Source organism: Paracoccus suum, from assembly GCF_003324675.1.
In the GTDB taxonomy this organism is placed as follows: domain Bacteria; phylum Pseudomonadota; class Alphaproteobacteria; order Rhodobacterales; family Rhodobacteraceae; genus Paracoccus; species Paracoccus suum.
Window position 1 is genome coordinate 1,545,279 of the sequence record NZ_CP030918.1, and the last position, 20,159, is coordinate 1,565,437.

The following is a 20,159-nucleotide window of genomic DNA, read 5'->3' on the forward strand; positions in this document are numbered from 1 at the left end:
CCTTACGCGGGGCGGCGCGTCCGCAGCCGGGCCAGCGGCTGCGCCAGCAGCATGGCGAGGCCGAGAGCAAAGCCCAGCACCCCGACCGCCGGTCCGCAAGCATAAGTCAGCCAGCCGAGGATCGGCACGCCCGCGGCTGTCAGCGCCATGACGGCGGTCCTGCAACGGCGTTGGCTACGGATCGCCGGCATCAGCCCCGCCACGATCATCCACAGCGCCGCTGCGGCCAGCGGCGCCCAGGCGCTGTGCAGCAGCCCGGTCTGCACCGCGTCCATGGCGCCCACTTGCTGTGCCAGCTTGCTCACGCGGCCTTGGCCCTCAGCCGGTCGGGCAGGCCATGCGCCCAGCCCGAGATGGACCCCGCCCCGAGGCAGACGACCATGTCGCCCGGCCGCGCCTGCTCGCGTACGAGCCGCGCCAGATCATCCTCGTTCAGGATAGCGCGTGCGTGGCGGTGGCCGTGGGCGATGAGGCCCGCGACCAGATCGTCGCGCTCTGCCCCGGCAATCGGCTCTTCGCCGGCGGCGTAAACATCGGCGATGGCGACGACGTCCGCCTCGTTGAAGCAGGTGCAGAAATCGTCGAACAGGTTCGAGAGCCGCGAGTAGCGGTGCGGCTGATGCACGGCGATGATGCGCCCGGTCGAGGCCTGCCGCGCCGCCTTCAGCACCGCCGCAATCTCGACCGGGTGGTGGCCGTAGTCGTCGATGATGGTCACGCCGTCGACTTCGCCGACCCGGGTGAAGCGCCGATTGACGCCGCTGAAGCTGGCGAGCGCCTCGCGGATCTCGGCCTTCTTCATCCCCAGGTGCCGGGCCACGGCAACCGCCGACAGCGCGTTGCTGACGTTGTGGTTGCCCGGCATCGGCAGGGTGCAGCCCTCGATGATGTCATCTTCGGCCTGCAGGGCGACGTCGAAATGTGCAACGCCGCCCTGATAGGTCAGGTTGATCGCCCGCACGTCCGCCTGGGCGTTAAAGCCGAAGGTCACGATCCGCCGGTCGGTGACTCGGCCGACCAGGGCCTGCACTTCGGGGTGATCGGTGCAGCAAACCGCGAGGCCGTAGAAGGGGATGTTCGACACGAAGTCGGTAAAGCCCTTCCGCAGCGCGTCGAAGCTGCCCCAATGCTCCATATGCTCGGGGTCGATGTTGGTCACGATGGCAATCGTCGCGGGCAGGCGGTTAAAGCTGCCGTCGCTCTCGTCCGCCTCGACCACCATCCACTCGCCGGCGCCTGCGCGGGCGTTGGAGCCGTAGGCGTGGATAACGCCGCCATTGATGACGGTGGGATCAAAGCCGCCCTTGTCCAGCAGGGTCGCGACCATGGTGGTGGTGGTGGTCTTGCCGTGGGTTCCGGCGATGGCAATGTTGCTGCGCAGGCGCATCAGTTCGGCCAGCATTTCGGCCCGGCGCACGACGGGCAGGCCGCGGCGACGCGCCTCCTCCAGTTCGGGGTTGCCGGTGCGGATGGCGGTCGAGGTGACGATCACGCCGGCCTCGCCGATATTCTCGGCTCGCTGGCCCTCGAACACGGTGGCGCCGAGGGTCTCCAGCCGGTCGGTGATCTTGGATTTCTTGGCGTCGCTGCCCTGGACCCGGTAGCCGAGCGTCATCAGCACCTCGGCGATGCCGGACATGCCGATCCCGCCGATGCCGATGAAATGAATGGGGCCGAGTTCGCCCGGCAGTTTTGTGGCGGCGTTCATGTGCTGGCTAGGTCCGTGACGAGATCGGAAAGTCTGCGGGCCGCATCAGGGCGGCCCTGCGTAAGGGCGGCGCGCGCCATGCCGTCGGCGCGGCTGGCATCCGACAGGATGGCATGCATGTCCCGCGACAGGCTCGTCGCGTCAAGTACCGATTCCGGAAGCACCATGGCTGCGCCCGCCTCGGCCAGGGGGCGGGCATTGGCCATCTGATGATCGCCGGCGGCGGCAGCAAAGGGGATCAGGATCGCGGGACGGCCGATCACCGTGACTTCGGCCACGGTCGAGGCGCCGGCGCGGCAGACGATCAGCTGCGCCGCGGCCATGCGCTGCGGGATGTCGAAAAAGAAGGGCGCCACCTCGGCAGAGATGCCAGCGTCGGCATAGGCCGCGCGGACGCGGTCCACGTCCTCGGGGCGGGCCTGATGGGTAACGTTCAGCCGCGCGCGCATGGCGTCGGGCAGGGCGGCCGCGGCCTCGGCCACGCGCTCGGACAGGATGCGGCTGCCTTGGCTGCCGCCGACCACCAGCAGGTTCAACGGCCCGTCGCCGGGCGCAACATAAGCCTCGCCGGTGCGGTCCAGCACTGCCTGTCGGACCGGGTTGCCGACATGGATGCCCTTGACGCCCGGCGGCAGGGTCGTGGGCCAGGTGCCGCAGGCGACAACGTCCACGCGCCGGGCAAAGAGGCGATTGACCCGGCCCATGACACCGTTCTGCTCATGGATCATGCGGGGCACGCCCAGCATGGTGGCTGCCGCCATCGCGGGGATCGCCGGATAGCCGCCAAAGCCGATCACCACCGCGGGGCGGTCCGCGCGCAGGTCGCTGACCGCGCGGCCGATGCCGACGCCGATCTTGCCCGGGGCGGTGATCTTGCCGACCAACCCGCCGCGGGCAGTGGTGGCCGAGGCGACCGTCTCGCGCCGGACAGCGTCGGGAAAGCCCGTTGCATAGCGCGCGCCGCGGGCGTCCGTCGACAGGGTGACGCGCCAGCCTTCGGCGAGCAGCACCTCGGCCAGGGCCTGGGCGGGGAACATGTGCCCACCGGTGCCGCCGGCGGCAATCAGCGCCAGCTTGCCGCTGGCGCGCCGTTGCGAACCGGCGGCCATCAGCGGCCGGCCCGCCCGAGGACGTCCCCGATCTCGCCCTGCGGGCGGGTTCGGGTCAGCGCCAGCAGCATCCCGACCGCAATCCCCGAGGCAATGACGGACGAGCCGCCATAGCTGACGAAGGGCAGTGTCATGCCCTTGGCCGGCAGCAGCCGCACGGCGACGCCCATGTTGATCAGGGCCTGCACGCCAAATGCGCAGGCAAGGCCAGTGCCGGCGATGCGGGCAAAGGGATCGCGCTCGCGCATCAGGCGCGTCAGCGAGCGGATGACGATAGTCGCATAAAGGGCGATGATGACGAGCACCAGCACGAGGCCATACTCCTCGGCCGCAACGGCGATGATGAAGTCGGTATGCGCATCGGGCAGGGACCATTTCACCGTGCCCTCGCCGACGCCGACGCCGAAAAAGCCGCCCTCCTGGATGGCGTTGGTGGCATATCCGAGCTGCGTGCGCGGGTCGACATCGGCGGCCATGAAGCCATCAATCCGGCGGGCAAAGTGTTCCGAACTGTGGTAGGCGAGATACCCGCCGGCGGCGGTCAGCCCACCCACGGCCGCCAGCAGCGTCATCGGCGCGCCGGCAATGAAATACATCACGCACCAGCTGAAGAGGATCAGCGAAGCCTGGCCAAAGTCGGGCTGCATCGCCAGCAGCAGCACGATCACGGCCGTTGCGATGAAGCTGTAGGTCTTGCCGGGCGGGCCCCCAACCTCCTGGCTGGAGGCCATGAACCAGCCGGCCAGACACACGAAGCAAGGCTTGAGGAATTCAGACGGCTGCACGCTGGCAAAGCCGAGGCTGATCCAGCGGACCGCGCCCTTGCCGAAGTCAGTGCCGATCACCGGCAGCGCCAGCAGGGCGGCGGCCGCGAAAATGAATCCAAGCACGCCAATGCGCCGCACCTGGCGCGGCGACATCATCGAAATGACCAGCATGGCGATCAGTGCCATCCCGCCAAAGGCAGCCTGCCGCGTCACGTAATAGAATGCCGGCAGCCCGTTCTTCTCGGCGAGTGGAACGGACGCTGCCAGTCCCAGCAGCAATCCGGCGGCATAAAGGCCCAGGATGCAGGCCAGCGACCAGCGGTCGACGGTGCGCCACCATCTGGGCAGAATCGGCTCGCCCGCCCGCGTGGGCGCTGCGCCAAAGACCATCTCCGTCATCGGGGTCCTGCTGTCACTGCCTCGGGTCCGCCCGGTTGACCGGGTCTGAGGGGCAGATTAGCGCGGATTATTGCATCGCGCCACCGCTGATTGACTTGGTAAGGCTAGGACTGATGGGCGCTGTGTGGCCCCTGACCAGCGTCAGATGATTGGGAAGCGACGATGTATGGCGGGGGGCTATTGGCGAGTTTCGCCCGGCCGCCAAGCCAATGTGGACAGGAAAGAACGGCGAACGGCCCTCCCGACCATTCAGATACCGTCACCCCCGGGCTGTCGGCGACTCGAGCGCCGCGACCAGGGCTGCGAAATGCTCGCCCCGCTTCTCGAAATTCGGATACTGATCGAAACTGGCCGCCGCAGGGGCAAGCAGGACCGTCTCGCCTGGCTCGGCCTCGGCGGCAGCGTGGGCGACGGCGGCCTCCATCGTCTCGGCGATCTCATGGGGGGTGTCCCCCAGTTGCAGGGCGAAATCGCGCGCCGAATGGCCGATCAGATAGGCTTTGACCACCGATCCCAGATGCGGCGCCAAGGCGGCGATGCCGCCATCCTTGCCCATCCCGCCGGCGATCCAGCGGATCTTCGGAAATGCCTGCAGCGCCTTGGCGGCGCTGTCGACATTCGTGGCCTTGCTGTCGTTGACCCAGGCCACGCCGCCGATCTGGCCAAGGTGCTGGCTGCGATGTGGCAGGCCGGCGAAACTGGACATCGCGGCCTCGATCTCGCGCGGGGCGAGGCCGAGGGCGCGACAGGCGGCATAGGCCGCGCAGGCGTTCTGGTGGTTATGCGCGCCGGGCAGCCCCTTGACCTCGCGCAGGTCGATCGAAGCGACCTGGCGCCCCTTGCGCCATTCGGACAGAAAACCCTTTCGGGCCATGACCGCCCAACCGAACGCCTCGGGCTTGCCGGCCGACAGCACGCGAATGACGCGGTCGTCGGCCGGCCCTTCAGCCAATTGGTTCGCCAGATAGCGGCCCTCGACCTCGTCCACGCCGACCACGGCGCGGTCGGGTCCGCCCTCCGCAAAGAGCCGGCGCTTGGCCGCGAAATAGCCGCCGGGCCCGCCGTGCCGGTCCAGATGATCGGGCGAAAGGTTGGTGAACACCGCCACGTCCGGGGTCAGCGCGCGGGCCAGGTCGGTCTGATAGCTCGACAGCTCCAGTACAACGATCTGGCCATCCTCGGCCGGGTCCAGCGACAGAACGCCCCGGCCGATGTTGCCGGCCATGACCGCGTCACGCCCGGCCTCCAGCAGAATGTGGTGGGTCAGAGCGGTGGTGGTGGATTTGCCGTTGCTGCCGGTGATCGCGACAATCCGCGGCGCGGTGTCGAACCGGTCCCAGTCGGCGGTGGCATAGCTGCGAAAGAACAGGCCGATGTCGTTGTCGACGGGCACGCCGCGGGCCAGAGCCTGCGCAATCGCTGGGTGCGGCGCGGGATAAAGATGTGCGATCCCGGGCGAGGTGACCAGCAAGCTGACGCCGTCCCAGGCCGCATCGCGGGTCAGGTCGGCGAGCACCAACCCCTCGGCCTCCGCGGCAGCGCGCGTTTCGGCGCTGTCGTCCCATGCGACGACCCGGGCCCCGCCCGCCACCAATGCCTCGACCGTGGCCTGCCCCGAGCGGCCTAGCCCCAGGACCGCGACGGTCCGATCTGCGACGTCCTGGACCGGGATCATGCCATCACTCCGCGAGGTTTCGGCGAGGGCTACACCGCCCCAAGGGCGGGCGGCAAGCAGACTTAGCGCAGCTTCAGCGTCGCCAGCCCGATCAGCGCCAGGATCACCGAGATGATCCAGAAGCGGATCACGATCTGGGGCTCTGCCCAACCCTTTTTCTCGAAATGGTGGTGGATCGGCGCCATCAGGAACACACGGCGGCCGGTGCGCTTGAAATAGAGGACTTGGATGATGACCGACAGGGCCTCGACCACGAAGAGGCCGCCGACGATGCCGAGGACCAGTTCGTGCTTGGTGCATACTGCGATGGCGCCCAGCGCGCCGCCCAGGGCGAGCGAGCCGGTATCGCCCATGAACACCGCGGCGGGCGGGGCGTTATACCACAGGAACCCGAGGCCGCCGCCGATCAGCGCGGACAGGAAGACCGCGATCTCGCCGGTGCCGGGGACGAAGTGCACGCCGAGGTAGTTGGCGAAATTCGCATTGCCGACGAGGTAGCTGATAAGGGCAAAGGTCCCGGCGGCGATCATCACCGGTCCGATGGCCAGTCCGTCCAGCCCGTCGGTCAGGTTCACCGCATTGGCGGCGCCTACTATCACGAACATCGCGAAGGGCACGAACAGGATGCCGAGATTCAGCGTCGCCTCTTTCACGAAGGGAAAGGCCAGGCGCCAGCTGAGGGCCTCGGGGTGCAGCCATGCGGCGGCGGTGGCGGCGAGCGCGGCGATCAGGAAGCCAAGGCCCAGCCGCACCCGGCCAGAGACGCCGGCGTGGTGCTGCTTGGTGACCTTGGCGTAGTCGTCGGCAAAGCCGATGGCGGCAAAGCCGAGGGTGACCAGCAGCACGATCCAGACATAACCGTTGTCCAGCCGCGCCCACATCAGCGTCGCGACGGTCAGCGCGGACAGGATCAACAACCCACCCATGGTCGGCGTGCCGGCTTTGACGAAATGTCCCTCGGGGCCGTCGCTACGGATCGGCTGGCCGCGCTTTTGCTTGACCCGCAGCCAGTCGATCAGCGGCCGGCCAAAGATGAATCCGAACGCCAGCGCGGTCAGGAACGCGCCGCCGGCGCGAAAGCTGATGTAGCGGAAAAGGTTGAAGATATCGCCGCCGTCCGACAGCGAGGTGAACCAGTAGAGCATCTTTAACCCTGTTCGTGAGAGGGCGGGCTTTGCCGCGCCTGCCGCAGCGCGTCAACCACCGACGCGACGCGCGAGGATTTGGAGCCCTTGATCAGCACGATATCGCCGGTCCGGGCCAGATCGCCGGCGCGCGCGCGCAACTCGGCCGCATCCTCGGCCCAGATACCGCGCTTGGCCGGGGGCAGGGCGTCCAGCAGCGCGCGCATGCGCGGCCCGCAGGCATGGACCAGATCGACCGAGGCCATGGCCGGGTCGCCCGCCATCGCGGCATGCATCGCGATCTCGTCCGGCCCAAGCTCCAGCATGTCGCCAAGGATGGCGATCCGCCGGGCACCGGGCAGGCGGGCCAGCATGGCAAGGCCCGCGGATAGCGAGGCCGGATTGGAATTGTAGCTGTCGTCGAGCAGGGTCACCCCGGCCAGACCCTCGATCGCGCCGCGCCCGGCATAGGGGCGCCAGTTCGCAAGGCCGGCCGCGGCTTGCAGGGGATCGACGCCCAGCGCATCCAGCGCCGCCAGAACGCCGACTGCGTTCAGTGCGAAATGCTCGCCCACCGATGCCAGTGAGAACGTGATCGGGCGGCCGCCGATCTGCGCCTGCACCTCGGTCTGGCCGGCCCGCGCCTCGGCCGCGATCAGACGGTTGTCGCCCCTGTGGCCAAAGCTGCGGACCTCGGCATTCGCCGCGCCCTCGCGCAGGATCGGCGTGACCGCCAGTCCCTCGGGCAGAACGGCGATGCCCGCTGGCTCCAGCCCGCGAAAGATGGCGGCTTTTTCGACAGCGATCTCGTCGATGCTGGCGAAAGCTTCCAGATGGGCGGCGGCGACGGTGGTGATCAATGCGACATGGGGCCGGGCCATGCGGGCCAGCGGCTCGATCTCGCCGGGGTGATTCATGCCGATTTCGAGGACGGCATAGGAGGTATCTCGCGGCATTCGTGCCAGCGTCAGCGGCACGCCCCAGTGATTGTTCAGGCTGGCCTCGGCCGCGTGCACGCCTGCGGGACCGGTCGGCAGCTCCTGCAGGGCTGCCACCGCCATGTCCTTGGTCGAAGTCTTGCCGACGCTGCCGGTGATCGCCAACACCCGCGCGCCGGTTCGCGCCCGCCCGGCGCGCCCCAGCGCCTCCAGCGCGGGCAAAACCTCGGGCACCAGCAGCAGCCGGCCGGGATCGCAGCCCTCGGGGACGCGCGAGACGAGGGCCGCTGCGGCGCCTTTTTCCAGCGCGGCGGCGACGAAATCATGGCCGTCGCGGACGTCGGTCAGGGCGACAAACAGATCGCCCGGACGCAGCGTGCGGGTGTCGATGCTGATGCCACTGGCTTGCCATTCGCCGGTGACCCCACCGGTCGCGGCTGCGGCGTCGGCCGCGGTCCACAGCACGCTCATATGCGGCCATCCAGCGCGGCGACGGCGACCGATGCCTGTTCGGCATCGTCAAAGGGATAGACGTCCTGGCCGATGACCTGTCCCGATTCGTGGCCCTTGCCGGCGATCAGCAGGGCGTCCCCGGGTTCGAGCGCATCGACGCCGCGCAGGATCGCCTCGGCGCGGTCGCCGATCTCGACCGCGTCGCGGCCGGCGCCGGCCATGACCTCGGCGCGGATTGCCGCCGGGTCCTCGGTGCGGGGATTGTCGTCGGTGATGTAGACGACGTCGGCATGGGTGCGCGCGGCCTCGCCCATCAACGGGCGCTTGCCCCGGTCTCGATCGCCGCCGGCGCCCAGCACGACCACGATCTTGCCCATGACATGCGGACGCAGCGATTTCAGGGCGGCGCTGACTGCGCCCGGCTTGTGGGCGTAATCGACAAACACCGCCGCGCCATTCGCCCGGCGGGCCGCAAGCTCCATCCGGCCGCGCACGGTGGTGAGGCCCGGCAGGGTGCGCACCACGGCCGCCGCATCCTCGCCCGATGCGACCGCGAGCGCCGCCGCGGCCAGCACATTCTCGGCCTGAAAGCCGCCGATCAACGCCAGCCGGACCATGTGGGTGCTGCCCCAGCCCGCAAAGCGCAACTCTTGCCCGGTCGCGTCATACCGCTGCCCGAGGATGCGCAGATCGGCATCCTCGGCGGTCCCGATGGTGGTCAACATCAGCCCGCGCTCGCGTGCCAGCCCGGCAATCTCGCGGCCGCGGGTGTCGTCGATATTGGTGACGGCGGCTTGCCCCGGCTCCAGCAGGCGGGTGAACAGCTGCGCCTTTGCGGCGAAATAGCTTTCGAAATCCTTGTGATAGTCCAGGTGGTCTTGGCTGAAGTTCGTGAATGCCGCAGCCTCCAGCCGGACGCCGTCGAGGCGGTGCTGGTCCAGCCCGTGGCTGGAGGCTTCCATCGCGGCATGGGTGATACCGGCATCCGCCGCCTCGGCCAGGATGCGGTGCAGCGTCACCGGCTCTGGCGTGGTGTGGGCCAGCTTTGCCGTGAAATCGCCCTGCACGCCCATCGTGCCGAGGCTGATTGCCCGCTGACCCAGGGCCTGCCAGATCTGGCAGGTGAAATTGGCGACCGAGGTCTTGCCCGAGGTGCCGGTCACGGCCACGACATGCGCCGGCTGGCGCGCGAACCATAGCGCCGCCGCGCCCGACAGCGCGGCGCGCGCGTCCTCGGCAACGATCAGCGCGGCGTCGCTCAGATCCGCCAGTTGGGCGGCGCCGGCGCGGTCGGTCAGGATCGCCGCCGCGCCTTGGCGCAGCGCATAGGGCACGAATTCGGCGCCATGCACGATGCTGCCGGGCAGCGCTGCGAAAAGATGACCCGGGCGGACCTGCCGGCTGTCGGTGCTGATCCCGGTAATCAAAGGATCGGCCCCGCCTCGCGCCCTCAGTCCCAGCGTCCCGAGGCTGCGTGTCGTTTCGGTCATCTCTGGGCCTTCCTGTGGTCAGTCGCGTGTCAGCCGCGGGGCGGCCTCAGTTCGAGACCAGCTTTAGACCGTCATCCGGCGCGCGTTCAACGGTCGGCAGCGGCGCCTTGACCTCTGGCTGCAGGCCAAGAAGGGGGGCGACGCGGCGGACCAGCTCGGCGGCGACGGGCACGGCGGTCGTGCCGGCGACGCGGCTCTCGCCCCCGCCCGCGGCGGACGTCGGCTCGTCCAGGGACAGCACCAAGGCGTATTTCGGCCGGTCGACCGGAAACACGCTGGCAAAGGTCGAGACCACCTTGTTGCCGTAGTAACCGCCGCCTGGGCGCGGCTTGTCGGCGGTGCCGGTCTTGCCGGCGATGGCGTAGCCCTCGACCTCGGCCTGGCGGGCGGTGCCGCGTACCACCACCTGACGCAGCAGGCCCAGAGCGGTGCGGGCCGCGCCTTCGGAAAGGACGCGCGGCCCCTCGGCGCGGTCACGCCCGGCAATCAGCGTCGGGCGCACCTGACGGCCGCCATTGGCGAGCGTGGCATAGGCCGAGGCGAGGTGCAGGGGCGATGCCGCGAGGCCATGGCCGAACGCGACCGTGGCCGAGGTGACGGCCGGCCAGCGGCTCGGCACCAGCGGCTTGCCGGTCGGCGCCTCGACCATCTCGACCGGCGTGGCCTCGAAAAAGCCCAGCTTGCGCAGGAAATCCTGCTGCCGCTCGGGTCCAAGCATCTGCGCGATGCGGACCGTGCCGACGTTCGAGGACTTGACGATGATGTCGGTCACCGACAGCGCCGCGCCATAGTTGTGGAAATCGCGGATCAGGTACTTGCCGATCTTCATCGGCGTCTTGGTGCTGACCATGGTGTTGGGGTTCAGCAGCTTCAGGTCCAGGGCCTGCGCGACCGGAAAAATCTTGAAGGTCGAGCCAAGCTCGTATTGCCCCTGCACCGCGCGGTTGAACAGCGGGCTGTCGCTGGCATCACCCTTCAGCAGCGGGGCGGGACGATTGTTGGGATCGAAATCGGGCAGGCTGGCCATGGCGATGATCTCGCCAGTGTGGACATCCATCAGGATGGCGGCGGCACCCTTGGCGCGCATGACCTTCATGCCGTTGCCGAGCACTTCCTCCATCGCCTGCTGGACGGTCAGGTCCAGCGACAGCTGCAGGGGTGAGCCCTCGTTGCCGGGATCGCGCAGCCAGGCGTCGAACGCCTTTTCGACGCCCGCGACGCCGACCACCTCGGCGCTGCTGACGCCCTCGGCGCCAAAGCCGGCGCCGCCGAGAATATGGCTCGCCAGCTTGCCGTTGGGGTAAAGCCGCATCTCGCGCGGGCCGAACAGCAGGCCCGGATCGCCGATGTCATGCACCGCCTGCATCTGCTCGGGCGACATCACTTTGCGGATCCAGACGAACTTGCGCGTGCCGGTGAAATCCTTGGTCAGCCGGGCGACGTCGAGGTCGGGAAAAACCTTGCCCAGCTCGCGTGCGGCGCGGGCCGGGTCGACCATCAGCGGCGGCTGCGCATAGAGCGAATGGGTCGTCAGGTTGGTTGCCAGCACCCGGCCGCGCCGGTCGGTGATGTCGGCCCGCTGCGAGATGATGCGTGCGCCGCTGGCCTGGGTGCGCGGCTCGGATGGCTGGCTGGCGGCAAGGCTGCCCATCCGCACGCCCACCGTGCCGAAGGCGATGACAAAGCACCCGGCCATCACCCCGAGGCGTGTCCGGGCGCGCCGGCGGGCGTTGGTCTGGATCTCGGCATGGCGGGCGGCGCGGTTCTCGGCCTCGATCGCATCGGGGTTCTCGCCCTTGTCACGGGCGCTGAGGATGCGGGCGAGGGGGCGCAGCGGGGTGCGGATCATGGCTGGCTCTCCGGGTCGGCGGCTGGGGCGGGTTGCGAGGCGGTCTGGTCGGGTGCTGGGGCTAGATCGGGGTTTGGCTGCGCGCTGACGGAGGGACGGCGGGGCGGTGCGCCTGGGTTCTGCGATGGCCCTTGCCATGCCTCTGCGGGTGCCCCCGGGTCAAGCGCCGGGGCACCTGCGGGCGGAAAAGTCACCTGCTTGGGCGTCACGAACTGACCCGGCGTCAGCGGTGCCAGATGCAGCTTGTCGAAGTTGAGGTTCACCAACTGCGCCAGCCGGTCCGGCCGGTTCAGATAAGCCCATTCGGCACGCAGGACACCCAGCCGCTCGCGCAGGCCGGCGATCTCGGTCTGGACTGCCTGCATGCGGTCGATCTGCGCCTGCGTGCTGTAGTTTTCGCGGTAGGCCCAGAAGGCGAGGACCATGACCACCAGCGCCGTGACGAGGAACAACAGTGTGCGCATCAGCGGCCCCTCCGGCGGGCGCCCGACTGCTGGGCGGGACGATGATGGCTGGGCCGTGCATCAGGCAGGCGCGGGACGGCCAGCGCATCGGGGTCAGTGCGCCCCGCTGAGGCATCGCTGCGGATACCGACGCGCAGCAGCGCGCTGCGGGCGCGGGGGTTGGCGGCCAGCTCGGCCTCGTCCGGGCCGATGGCGCGGCGGAAGGGCAGGGTAAATGCCGGGGCGACCTTGGCGGCCTCGGGGGCGTGGCGACTGCCGCCGCCCACCGCGCCCGCGCGCTCGGCGAAAAACCGTTTGACCACCCGGTCCTCGAGGCTGTGAAAGCTCACCACGGCCAGCCGGCCGCCGGGCTTCAGTGACCGCTCGGCCGCCTCGAGGCCGGCCAGCAGTTCGCCGAACTCGTCGTTCACCCAGATGCGGATGGCCTGAAAGCTGCGGGTCGCGGGATGACTCTGCCCGGGCTTGGGCCGTGGCAGGCAGCCTGCGACCACCTCGGCCAGCTCGCTTGTGCGGCTCATCGGGCCGGCCCGCTTGATGGCGCGGGCGATGCGGCGGGCGGCGCGCTCCTCGCCGAAATGGTGCAGGACGTCTGCGATCGCCGCCTCGTCAGCTTCGGCCAGCATCTCGGCCGCGGACGGCCCGTCGCTGCCCATGCGCATGTCCAGCGGCCCGTCGCGCATGAAGGAAAAGCCGCGCTCTGCCTCGTCGAGCTGCATCGAGCTGACGCCGAGGTCCAGCACCACGCCATCCACCAGCCCGCCCGCGAGCCCGTCGAGGTCCGAAAAAACGCCCTGCACCAGCTTCAGGCGCACGCCATATTCGCCAGCCCAAGGCTGGGCGAGGGCCAGGGCGGTGGGATCGCGGTCGATGCCGATCACCTCATCCGCGCCCGCCGCCAGCAGCGCGCGGCTGTAGCCGCCGGCGCCAAAGGTGCCGTCGACCCAGCGGCCCGCCACCGGCGCGACCGCGCGGATCAGCGGGTCGATCAGGACAGGGACATGCGGCGCGTCCAAAGCCTCAATCCCCGGCCGGCGCGGCAGAGGGGGGCGCCGCCGACAGCAGCGACAACGGATCGGCCCCCGGCGCAAAGGTCGGCATGGATGCCTCCATCTCGCGCAGGTCGGTCTCGTATCTCTCGGGGGTGGAGAGGCGCAAGTAATCGCCCAGCGCGACGAACAGCGCCCGATCCCCGAGGCCGATCTTTTCGCGCAGCTTCTGGGGCAGGACCAGCCTGCCGTCGCCGTCGATCTCGGCTTCTTCGGACAGGCCGAACATCATGGTCTCAAGGTAGTTACGCTCGGGAGAGCCGATCGCCTTGGTCGCGATCAGCGCGTCGATCTGGTTGATCGCCTCGATGGTGTAAAGGCGCAGCTGGGTCCAGTTTTCGAACCCGTACACGATGACCAACTGGGCGCGGCGACCGGCCTCGAACTCGGGATCGCAGGCCTCGAACACGCGGCGAAACTTGGCCGGGATCGAGAGACGGCCCTTGCCGTCCACCTTCACCTCTTCCGAGCCTCTGAACCTGCGCGCCACCGCAATCCCTCGTCACCGTCCGCCCTATCCGATTGCCGGATAGAGAAAGGGCGGATCGGGCCGCTGCCACTGCCCGATCCGCCGCCCTCGTTCCCATTCCTGGGGCCCGGTTGTTCCGGGCTGGTCCGACCTCGTTGCGCCACCTGGGGGAGGTGCTGCTCGCGCGCGGGCCGTCCTTTTGCGAAAACGGGTTGCCTGTATGAAGCTGCCTGCTTCGGGGTCTTTGACGCCCCTTATTCTCCCGTCCTCGTGAGGAAGGGATGCCATGGGATTTCATGGGTAGCAACGGAAAATTTTGCGACAGTCCTTCGATGCAGCGAAGGGTCGCTCGTGAACGAAGATCGAACATAAGCGAGACGGCCGAAATTATGTCCACATATAGTCGAGTACCACCCATACCTCTCTAGGTGTGGTAGTAGAAAACAGTGACTTTTTTGACCCATGTTTTCCCAGATCGTAAGCGGCGGTCTCCGTGCCGACCAGTCGAGGCCTGTCAAAGCTCCATCCGCCGTCCCTCCTCGAATCGGAATCACGGCGCCTCACGGCCACGTGAATCCCGAAATTTCCCTTTAAACGGGTGATTTCTTCTCCCGACGGCAGTTCGCGCCGCCCGCACAGTTCCAGCCCAGTCCCATGATTTCCCAGGGGTCGCCGCTCGCGCGATTCGCCGCCGCCCGCTTGCCGCATCCACCGATTATGGCTAAGGCGGCGACATCTCGGTTCCGGGCGTGCCCGGTGAAAAGGGAACGCGGTTCGACGCCGCGGCTGCCCCCGCAACTGTAAGCGGAGAGCGAGGCCGGACAACGCCACTGCCGCAAGCGCGGCGGGAAGGCCCGGCCAAGCATCGACCCGCAAGCCAGGAGACCTGCCGAGGTCGATCACCCAGTCCGGGCGCGGGGCGCGCCGGGGGCGCGGACAGGTCCGTCGCGGTGGCGCCAAACGAACGTCCGCAAGCGGCCCTCGGGCCGCAAGCCGGACGGCCACCGCAACTTGCGCCGGAACGTCCGGCGCCCGACCGCAAGGACGCGATCCGTCATGCCATTCCATCCCGGCCCCCGCCCCGCCACCGCCGCACTGGCCTTGCTGACGGCAATGGCGGTCCCCCTCGCAAGCCATGCCCAGACCGCTGCCGAAGCCAAGCTAGGCGCGACGCTCACCCTCGATCCGATCATCCTGTCCGCCGGCCTGACGCCGGTGCCGCAGGACGAATATGGCCGCGCCGCGACCGTGCTGGACGGCGATGCGCTGCGTGAAAAGGGCGTTCAGACCCTGACCGAGGCGCTGCGCGAAGTTCCGGGCATCAGCCTGGTCGGCAGCGACCCGGCGACCAACACCGCCCGTATCCGCGGCCATTCCGGCGCACAGACGCTCGTGCTGATCGACGGGGTCGAGCAGATCGCCGACCTCGGCGGCACCGCGCTCGGCCGCTTGCCGATCGCCGACATCGCCCGGATCGAGGTGCTGCGCGGCCCGCAGGCGGCCAGTATCGGCACCGGCGCCGCGGCCGGCGTCATCTCGATCGTGACCCGCCAATCCGCGCCCGGGCTGCACTACGGCGGCAGCGTCGAGGCGGGCGGGGCGCGCGGCGCCTCGGCCTGGGTCTCGCAGCGCGGCGCGCGGGCTGGCATCCTGATGGCCACCGAATGGCGCGAGGATCTGGGCTGGGATGTCTCGGGCGACGGCGGCGAAAAGGACGGCGTCATCAGCCGCGGCATCCGCCTCGCCGGGGACGCGGCGCTGACCGACGATCTGACCGTCGGCTTCAACCTGCGCCGCGCGACCGAGAGCTATGACTTTGACACCACCTCCTTCGGTCCGACCAGCGAGTCCGACTACATCGTTGACGACCGCTATCCCCATGGCCGCGCCGACCGCCAACAGGGCCAACTGTGGCTGGAGTGGCGCGCCACCCCGGCGCTGACCCACCGGCTGTCCTATGACGATGCCCGTTACGAACGGACCAATGCCTTTTCCGCCGCCTTCCCGGCGACAGAAACCGACGTCTCGCGGCGCGCGCTGCGCTATCGCCTCAGCTATGCGCTGGACGGTCGCGCGGCGCTGGAATCGACCAACCTCGTCAGCCTGATGGCCGAGCGGGTGGTCGATGACAGCCCGTTGGACGACCGCTTTGACCGCGCCACCAACACGCTGGCGCTGGAATACCGCGGCGAGGTCGCGCCCGGCCTCAGCGTGCAAGGCGCGGTGCGGCGCGATGCCAACGACGCCTATCGCGATGCAACCTCGTGGAATGCGGCGCTGGCTTATGTGATCCCGGGCCGTGACATCAAGCTGCATGCCTCGGCCGGGGATGGCCGTCGCAAGCCGGTATTCTACGAATTGTTTGGCGACGGCATCTACACCATCGCCAATCCCGACCTGGCGCCCGAGCGGGTGCGCAGCCTCGATGCCGGCGTCACCCTGCCGCTGGGCGGGCGCGGACAGGCCGACGTGACCCTGTTTGCCGAAAACGCGACTGACCGCATCGCCTACGTCAGCCAGCCGGATTTCACCGGCCAGTACCGGAACGTGCCCGGCACCAGCAAGCGGCGCGGGGTCGAGGCCTCGTTCCAGTGGGAGGCGAGCGATCAGTTGGCCCTGCGCGGCCACGCCACCTGGCTGCGCAGCACCGATCCGCAGGGCGAACAGGAACTGCGCATCCCGCGCAGCCAGATCGGCCTTGGCGCGACCTGGACCACCGCCGACGGCCGCGGCAGCCTCAGTGCCGATCTGCGCCACCTCGCGGGGCTGCGCGACATGGACCAGGTGCGTTTTGCGCCAGTCAAGCTGGACAGCTTTTCGGTGATCGATGCCGCTGGGCGCTGGGCGCTGAATGATGCCGTGGCGCTGACAGCGCGGGTCGACAACCTGACCGACAGCGCCGCCGTCGATGTCTGGGGATATGCCTCGCGCGGGCGCACGGCCTATGTCGGACTTGCGGCGAATTTCTGATGCTGTCGCGGCGGCGGGGCTGGCCCTCGCCGTTGCGGCCGGCGGTATCCCGGCCGCCGGCCCGGCCGTCCCGCAGCGCGTGGTTTCCATAAACCTTTGCACCGACCAGCTTGCGCTGATGCTCGCGGCGCCGGGGCAGCTCGCCTCGGTCACCGCCTTTGCCCAGGACCCGCGGCAATCGGCCATGGCAGACGCCGCGCGCGCGCTGCCGGCCAACCATGCCCGCGCAGAGGAGGTGTACCTTCTGCGCCCTGACCTGGTCCTCGCCTCGGACTTCACCAGCCCGGCCAGCCTTGCGATGTTGCGCCGGCTCGGGTTGCGGGTCGAGGCATTTCCCGCCGCGACGTCGCTTGCCGATGTCGATGCAGCCATCGGCCAGATGGGCCGCGCGCTGGGACGGCAGGACGCGGCGGCGACGATGCAGGCTCGCTTTCGCGCCGACCTTGCCGCCCTGCGCGCCGACATTCCCGCGCGGCCGCCGCGCTCCGCCCTCTATGAGCCGAACGGCTACAGCCCCGGCCCGCAGTCCCTCGCCGGCGAGATCACAGCCGCCGCCGGGTTCTCCGACATCGCGGCGGAGGCCGGGCTGCCCTATGGCGGCACCCTGCCGCTGGAGCAGTTGGTAATGCTGGCGCCAGAGGCGATCATCTCGCCCGGTCCCGCGCCTGGCACTTCGCGTGGCTACGAGTTGTTGCAGCACCCCGCCCTGCGCAATCTGCGTGCCCGCGGCATTCCCATGCCGCGCAGCGACAGCGACTGGGGTTGTGCGGCGCCGCAGGTGCTGGACGCCGCAGGGCGCCTCGCGGCTGCCCGCAAGGCCGCCGGGCGATGAGCGCGCGCGGGTTTCTTCGCGGCGCTGCCGCGCGCCTGACGCTGGTCCTAGCGCTGCTTGTCGCGCTGCTGTTCGCGGCCAGCCTCGTGATCGGTCCCGCCGGAATCGCGCCGGGCGCCGGGCTGCGCGCGCTGTTCCTCGGCGGCGACGGCCCCGCGGCGATGGTCATGCGCGAGATCCGGCTGCCGCGCGCCCTGCTGGGCTTGATGGTCGGCGCCGGCCTCGGCCTCTCGGGCGCCGCCTTGCAGGGCTATCTGCGCAACCCGCTGGCCGAGCCGGGGCTGATTGGCGTCAGCGGCATGGCGGCGCTGGCGGCGGTGATTGCGATCCACACCGGCCTTGCCGCGGCGGCGCCGCTGGCATTGCCGGCGCTGGCGTTGCTCGGCGCGCTGACAGGTGTCGCGCTGCTAATGGCGCTAGCGGCTGGGCAAGGCGGCCCGCTGCTGCTGATCCTCGGCGGTATCGCGCTGTCGCAACTGGCGGCGGCGCTATCGGCGCTGGTGCTGAACCTGTCGCCCAATCCCTATGCCGCGCAGGAGATCGTGTTCTGGCTGATGGGCTCGCTCGCCGATCGCAGCATGTCCCATGTCTGGCTTGCGCTGCCGCTTATGGTGATCGGCTGGGCGCTGCTGCTCGGCACCGGCCCGGATTTGGATGCGCTGACGTTGGGCGAGGATGCGGCGGCGGCTATGGGCGTCAACCCGTCGCGTCTGCGCTGGCGGATCGTCCTCGGGACCGCCTTTGCCGTCGGCGCCGGGACAGCGGTTGCAGGCTCGATCGGTTTCGTCGGGCTGGTGGTGCCGCATCTGCTGCGACCTTTAGTCGGGGCGCGGCCGGGGCGGGTGCTGGCGGCCTCGGGCCTCGGCGGGGCGGCATTGCTGCTGATCGCCGACATCGCGGTGCGCCTGGTGCTGCCCGAGCGTGACCTGAAGCTCGGGGTGGTGACTGCCCTGATCGGCGCGCCGATGTTCCTGAACATGCTGCTACGCGCCCGACGCGAGGGCATGTCATGAACCTGCTCGACCTGCGCGATCTGACCGTCCGCCGCGGTGCGCGCACGGTGCTGGAGGGGGTCAGCCTGACCGTCGCTGCCGGCGAGGTGGTCGGCCTGATCGGTCCCAACGGCGCCGGCAAGACCACCCTGCTGCGCGCCGCGCTGGGACTGATCCCCGCCGCCAAGGGTAGCAGCAACCTCGCCGCTATGCCCGCTCGCACCCGGGCGCGGGCCGCCGCCTGGCTACCCCAGGCGCGCGAGATTGCCTGGCCAGTCAGCGTCACGACGCTCGTCGCCCTCGGCCGCCGGCCGCATGCCCCGGGTCCCGCTGACCAACCGGCGATCGAGGCCGCGATCGCCGCCATGGATCTGGACGCCCTGCGCGCACGCCCGGCCACGCAACTGTCAGGCGGCGAGCAGGCGCGGGTGCTGATCGCCCGCGCGCTCGCGCAGGAGGCACCACTGCTGATCGCGGACGAGCCGACCGCGGGCCTCGATACCGCGCATCAACTGGCGCTGATGGCACTGTTCGCGGACCTCGCGGCCAGCGGGCGGGGTGTTCTGGTAACGCTGCATGACCTGGCACTGGCGACGCTGACCTGCCACCGCGTGGTGGTGCTGTCTGCCGGCGGGCGCGTCATGGCCGACGGCCCCCCGTCCGAGGTGCTGAGCGACGCCCTGTTGGCCGAGGTGTTCGCGGTGGAGGCGGTGCGGATCGCGCGGCCGCAAGGCACCATCTTGGCCCCGGTGCGCGCGCTGCGCTGAACGGCTACCGCGCCGGCCCGGTCGATTCGCGGACCACCAGATGAACGGGCAGGACGTGATGCCGACTCGCCGGCTCGGTCCCCGCGGCGAGGGAGAGGACGGTTTCCGCCGCCAGTCGCCCGATCTGCCGGCGCGGCTGGTGGATCGTCGTCAGGGACGGCAGCAAGTGAGGGGCAATGTCGATATCATCAAAGCCCATGACCGACACGTCCTGCGGCACGCGTAGCCCGGCGCGTTGAACCTCGGCCAGAAATCCGCAGGCCATCGCGTCGCTGAAGGCCAGCACCGCGCTGGGGCGCGGCTCCAGCGCGGCCCATTCGCGCGCCGCCGCGGCGCCCGAGGCGATGCTGAAATCGCCGGCGATCCGGGTCAGGGTAACGCGCGCCTCCAGCGCCGCCTCGCGCGCGCCGCGGTCCCGCTCGCGTGACAGCACGTTCTGGGCCGGCCCGCCGATCAGGGCGATTCGCTTATGCCCCAGGCTGGCCAGATGCTGTACCGCCAATCGTGCGCCGGCGGCGTTGTCGATGGTGACCGAGGGCAGGGCGGTGCCGTCGATCCATTCGCAGGCGACGACGAGTGGCGGTGTGCCGCGCCGGCCAGTGAGGTGCGCTGCCTCGACCCCGCCGTCGAACAGCACCGCGCCATCGCAGCGGGTCGGGTTCAGGAATGCCTCCAGCCCCGGGCGTGCACCGTCCTCGCCGGGGCGGGTATCGGCGATGATGAGGCCGGTTCCCGCCTCGGCGAGGGCCTCGCCCAGACCGGCAAGGATGCGCGAAAAGAATGGGTTGGCGAGGTTTGGCACCAGAGCCACGACCATGCCGCTGCGCTGCTGGCGCAGGTTGCGGGCGGCGTGGTTGACCCGGTAGCCGGTCGCGGCCACCGCATCCATCACCGCATCGCGCGTCGCCTGCGTGACCACCTCAGGCCGCGACAGCGTGCGGCTGACCGTCGCGACCGAGACCCCCGCCCGGTCGGCGACATCGCGGATTCGGGGGGGCACAAGGCTCTTGCTCATGGCGCAGGCATAGCCATCGCGGGTCAGGAAAAGAAGCCTTGTAATCGATTACATTGCGGGTCAGCATGTCGGATAACCGCCCCCTTGCAACC

Annotated in this window: 16 protein-coding genes, 1 pseudogene and 1 riboswitch; of the genes and pseudogenes, 4 read left to right on the forward strand and 13 right to left on the reverse strand. The window is 69.5% G+C overall.

Features of this window, described 5'->3' with window-relative positions; all coding sequences use genetic code 11:
• Positions 1-2 precede the first annotated feature (2 nt).
• The 12 genes and pseudogenes from DRW48_RS07570 to mraZ form a co-directional block, all read right to left on the reverse strand.
• Positions 3-305 (reverse strand): DUF2484 family protein, encoded by a 303-nt coding sequence (locus DRW48_RS07570; protein WP_241963414.1) that lies wholly within the window; start codon positions 303-305, stop codon positions 3-5.
• On the reverse strand, positions 302-1,708 hold the full coding sequence (gene murC, locus DRW48_RS07575; protein ID WP_114075883.1) for a UDP-N-acetylmuramate--L-alanine ligase: 1,407 nt from the start codon (positions 1,706-1,708) through the stop codon (positions 302-304). Before murC ends, DRW48_RS07570 begins: the two co-directional genes overlap by 4 nt.
• Positions 1,705-2,817: an undecaprenyldiphospho-muramoylpentapeptide beta-N-acetylglucosaminyltransferase gene (gene murG / locus DRW48_RS07580; protein WP_114075884.1), complete on the reverse strand. Its 1,113-nt coding sequence runs from the start codon at positions 2,815-2,817 to the stop codon at positions 1,705-1,707. Before murG ends, murC begins: the two co-directional genes overlap by 4 nt.
• Complete coding sequence (gene ftsW / locus DRW48_RS07585) at positions 2,817-3,983, reverse strand: putative lipid II flippase FtsW (protein WP_114075885.1); 1,167 nt, start codon at positions 3,981-3,983, stop codon at positions 2,817-2,819. The genes murG and ftsW overlap by 1 nt, the downstream gene beginning before the upstream one ends.
• A 259-nt stretch (positions 3,984-4,242) precedes the next feature.
• Positions 4,243-5,658: a UDP-N-acetylmuramoyl-L-alanine--D-glutamate ligase gene (gene murD, locus DRW48_RS07590; RefSeq protein ID WP_114075886.1), complete on the reverse strand. Its 1,416-nt coding sequence runs from the start codon at positions 5,656-5,658 to the stop codon at positions 4,243-4,245.
• Between the two features lie 62 nt (positions 5,659-5,720).
• Entirely contained in the window at positions 5,721-6,803 is a 1,083-nt protein-coding gene (gene mraY / locus DRW48_RS07595; protein WP_114075887.1) for a phospho-N-acetylmuramoyl-pentapeptide-transferase, read from the reverse strand.
• 2 nt (positions 6,804-6,805) lie between these two features.
• On the reverse strand, positions 6,806-8,191 hold the full coding sequence (locus DRW48_RS07600; RefSeq protein ID WP_114075888.1) for a UDP-N-acetylmuramoyl-tripeptide--D-alanyl-D-alanine ligase: 1,386 nt from the start codon (positions 8,189-8,191) through the stop codon (positions 6,806-6,808).
• Positions 8,188-9,663 (reverse strand): UDP-N-acetylmuramoyl-L-alanyl-D-glutamate--2,6-diaminopimelate ligase, encoded by a 1,476-nt coding sequence (locus DRW48_RS07605; protein WP_114075889.1) that lies wholly within the window; start codon positions 9,661-9,663, stop codon positions 8,188-8,190. The genes DRW48_RS07600 and DRW48_RS07605 overlap by 4 nt, the downstream gene beginning before the upstream one ends.
• 46 nt (positions 9,664-9,709) lie before the next feature.
• Complete coding sequence (locus DRW48_RS07610; RefSeq protein WP_114075890.1) at positions 9,710-11,512, reverse strand: peptidoglycan D,D-transpeptidase FtsI family protein; 1,803 nt, start codon at positions 11,510-11,512, stop codon at positions 9,710-9,712.
• Positions 11,513-11,667: 155 nt separating this feature from the next.
• Positions 11,668-11,976 (reverse strand): annotated as a pseudogene (ftsL, locus tag DRW48_RS07615) (cell division protein FtsL); the annotation flags it as partial.
• Positions 11,976-12,998: a 16S rRNA (cytosine(1402)-N(4))-methyltransferase RsmH gene (gene rsmH, locus DRW48_RS07620; RefSeq protein ID WP_114077436.1), complete on the reverse strand. Its 1,023-nt coding sequence runs from the start codon at positions 12,996-12,998 to the stop codon at positions 11,976-11,978. The pseudogene ftsL and the gene rsmH, both read right to left, overlap by 1 nt.
• Positions 12,994-13,512, reverse strand: a complete 519-nt coding sequence (gene mraZ / locus DRW48_RS07625) for a division/cell wall cluster transcriptional repressor MraZ (protein ID WP_114075891.1) — start codon at positions 13,510-13,512, stop codon at positions 12,994-12,996. Before mraZ ends, rsmH begins: the two co-directional genes overlap by 5 nt.
• Positions 13,513-14,212: 700 nt before the next feature.
• Positions 14,213-14,399: riboswitch (cobalamin riboswitch) on the forward strand.
• A 148-nt stretch (positions 14,400-14,547) separates the two neighbouring features.
• Here mraZ and DRW48_RS07630 point away from each other — a divergent pair.
• Genes DRW48_RS07630 through DRW48_RS07645 form a run of 4 tightly spaced genes read left to right on the forward strand, consistent with a single transcriptional unit; the run spans position 14,548 to position 19,052 of the window.
• The gene (locus DRW48_RS07630; protein ID WP_114075892.1) at positions 14,548-16,461 is read left to right on the forward strand and encodes a TonB-dependent receptor plug domain-containing protein; all 1,914 of its coding nucleotides are present in this window, start codon (positions 14,548-14,550) and stop codon (positions 16,459-16,461) included.
• Complete coding sequence (locus DRW48_RS07635; protein ID WP_162784699.1) at positions 16,436-17,293, forward strand: ABC transporter substrate-binding protein; 858 nt, start codon at positions 16,436-16,438, stop codon at positions 17,291-17,293. Before DRW48_RS07630 ends, DRW48_RS07635 begins: the two co-directional genes overlap by 26 nt.
• Positions 17,290-18,306: a FecCD family ABC transporter permease gene (locus tag DRW48_RS07640; protein ID WP_114075894.1), complete on the forward strand. Its 1,017-nt coding sequence runs from the start codon at positions 17,290-17,292 to the stop codon at positions 18,304-18,306. The genes DRW48_RS07635 and DRW48_RS07640 overlap by 4 nt, the downstream gene beginning before the upstream one ends.
• On the forward strand, positions 18,303-19,052 hold the full coding sequence (locus DRW48_RS07645; RefSeq protein ID WP_114075895.1) for an ABC transporter ATP-binding protein: 750 nt from the start codon (positions 18,303-18,305) through the stop codon (positions 19,050-19,052). The genes DRW48_RS07640 and DRW48_RS07645 overlap by 4 nt, the downstream gene beginning before the upstream one ends.
• 4 nt (positions 19,053-19,056) lie before the next feature.
• On the opposite strand, the gene DRW48_RS07650 is transcribed toward DRW48_RS07645, so the two are convergent.
• Complete coding sequence (locus tag DRW48_RS07650) at positions 19,057-20,067, reverse strand: LacI family DNA-binding transcriptional regulator (RefSeq protein WP_114075896.1); 1,011 nt, start codon at positions 20,065-20,067, stop codon at positions 19,057-19,059.
• Positions 20,068-20,159 lie beyond the last annotated feature (92 nt).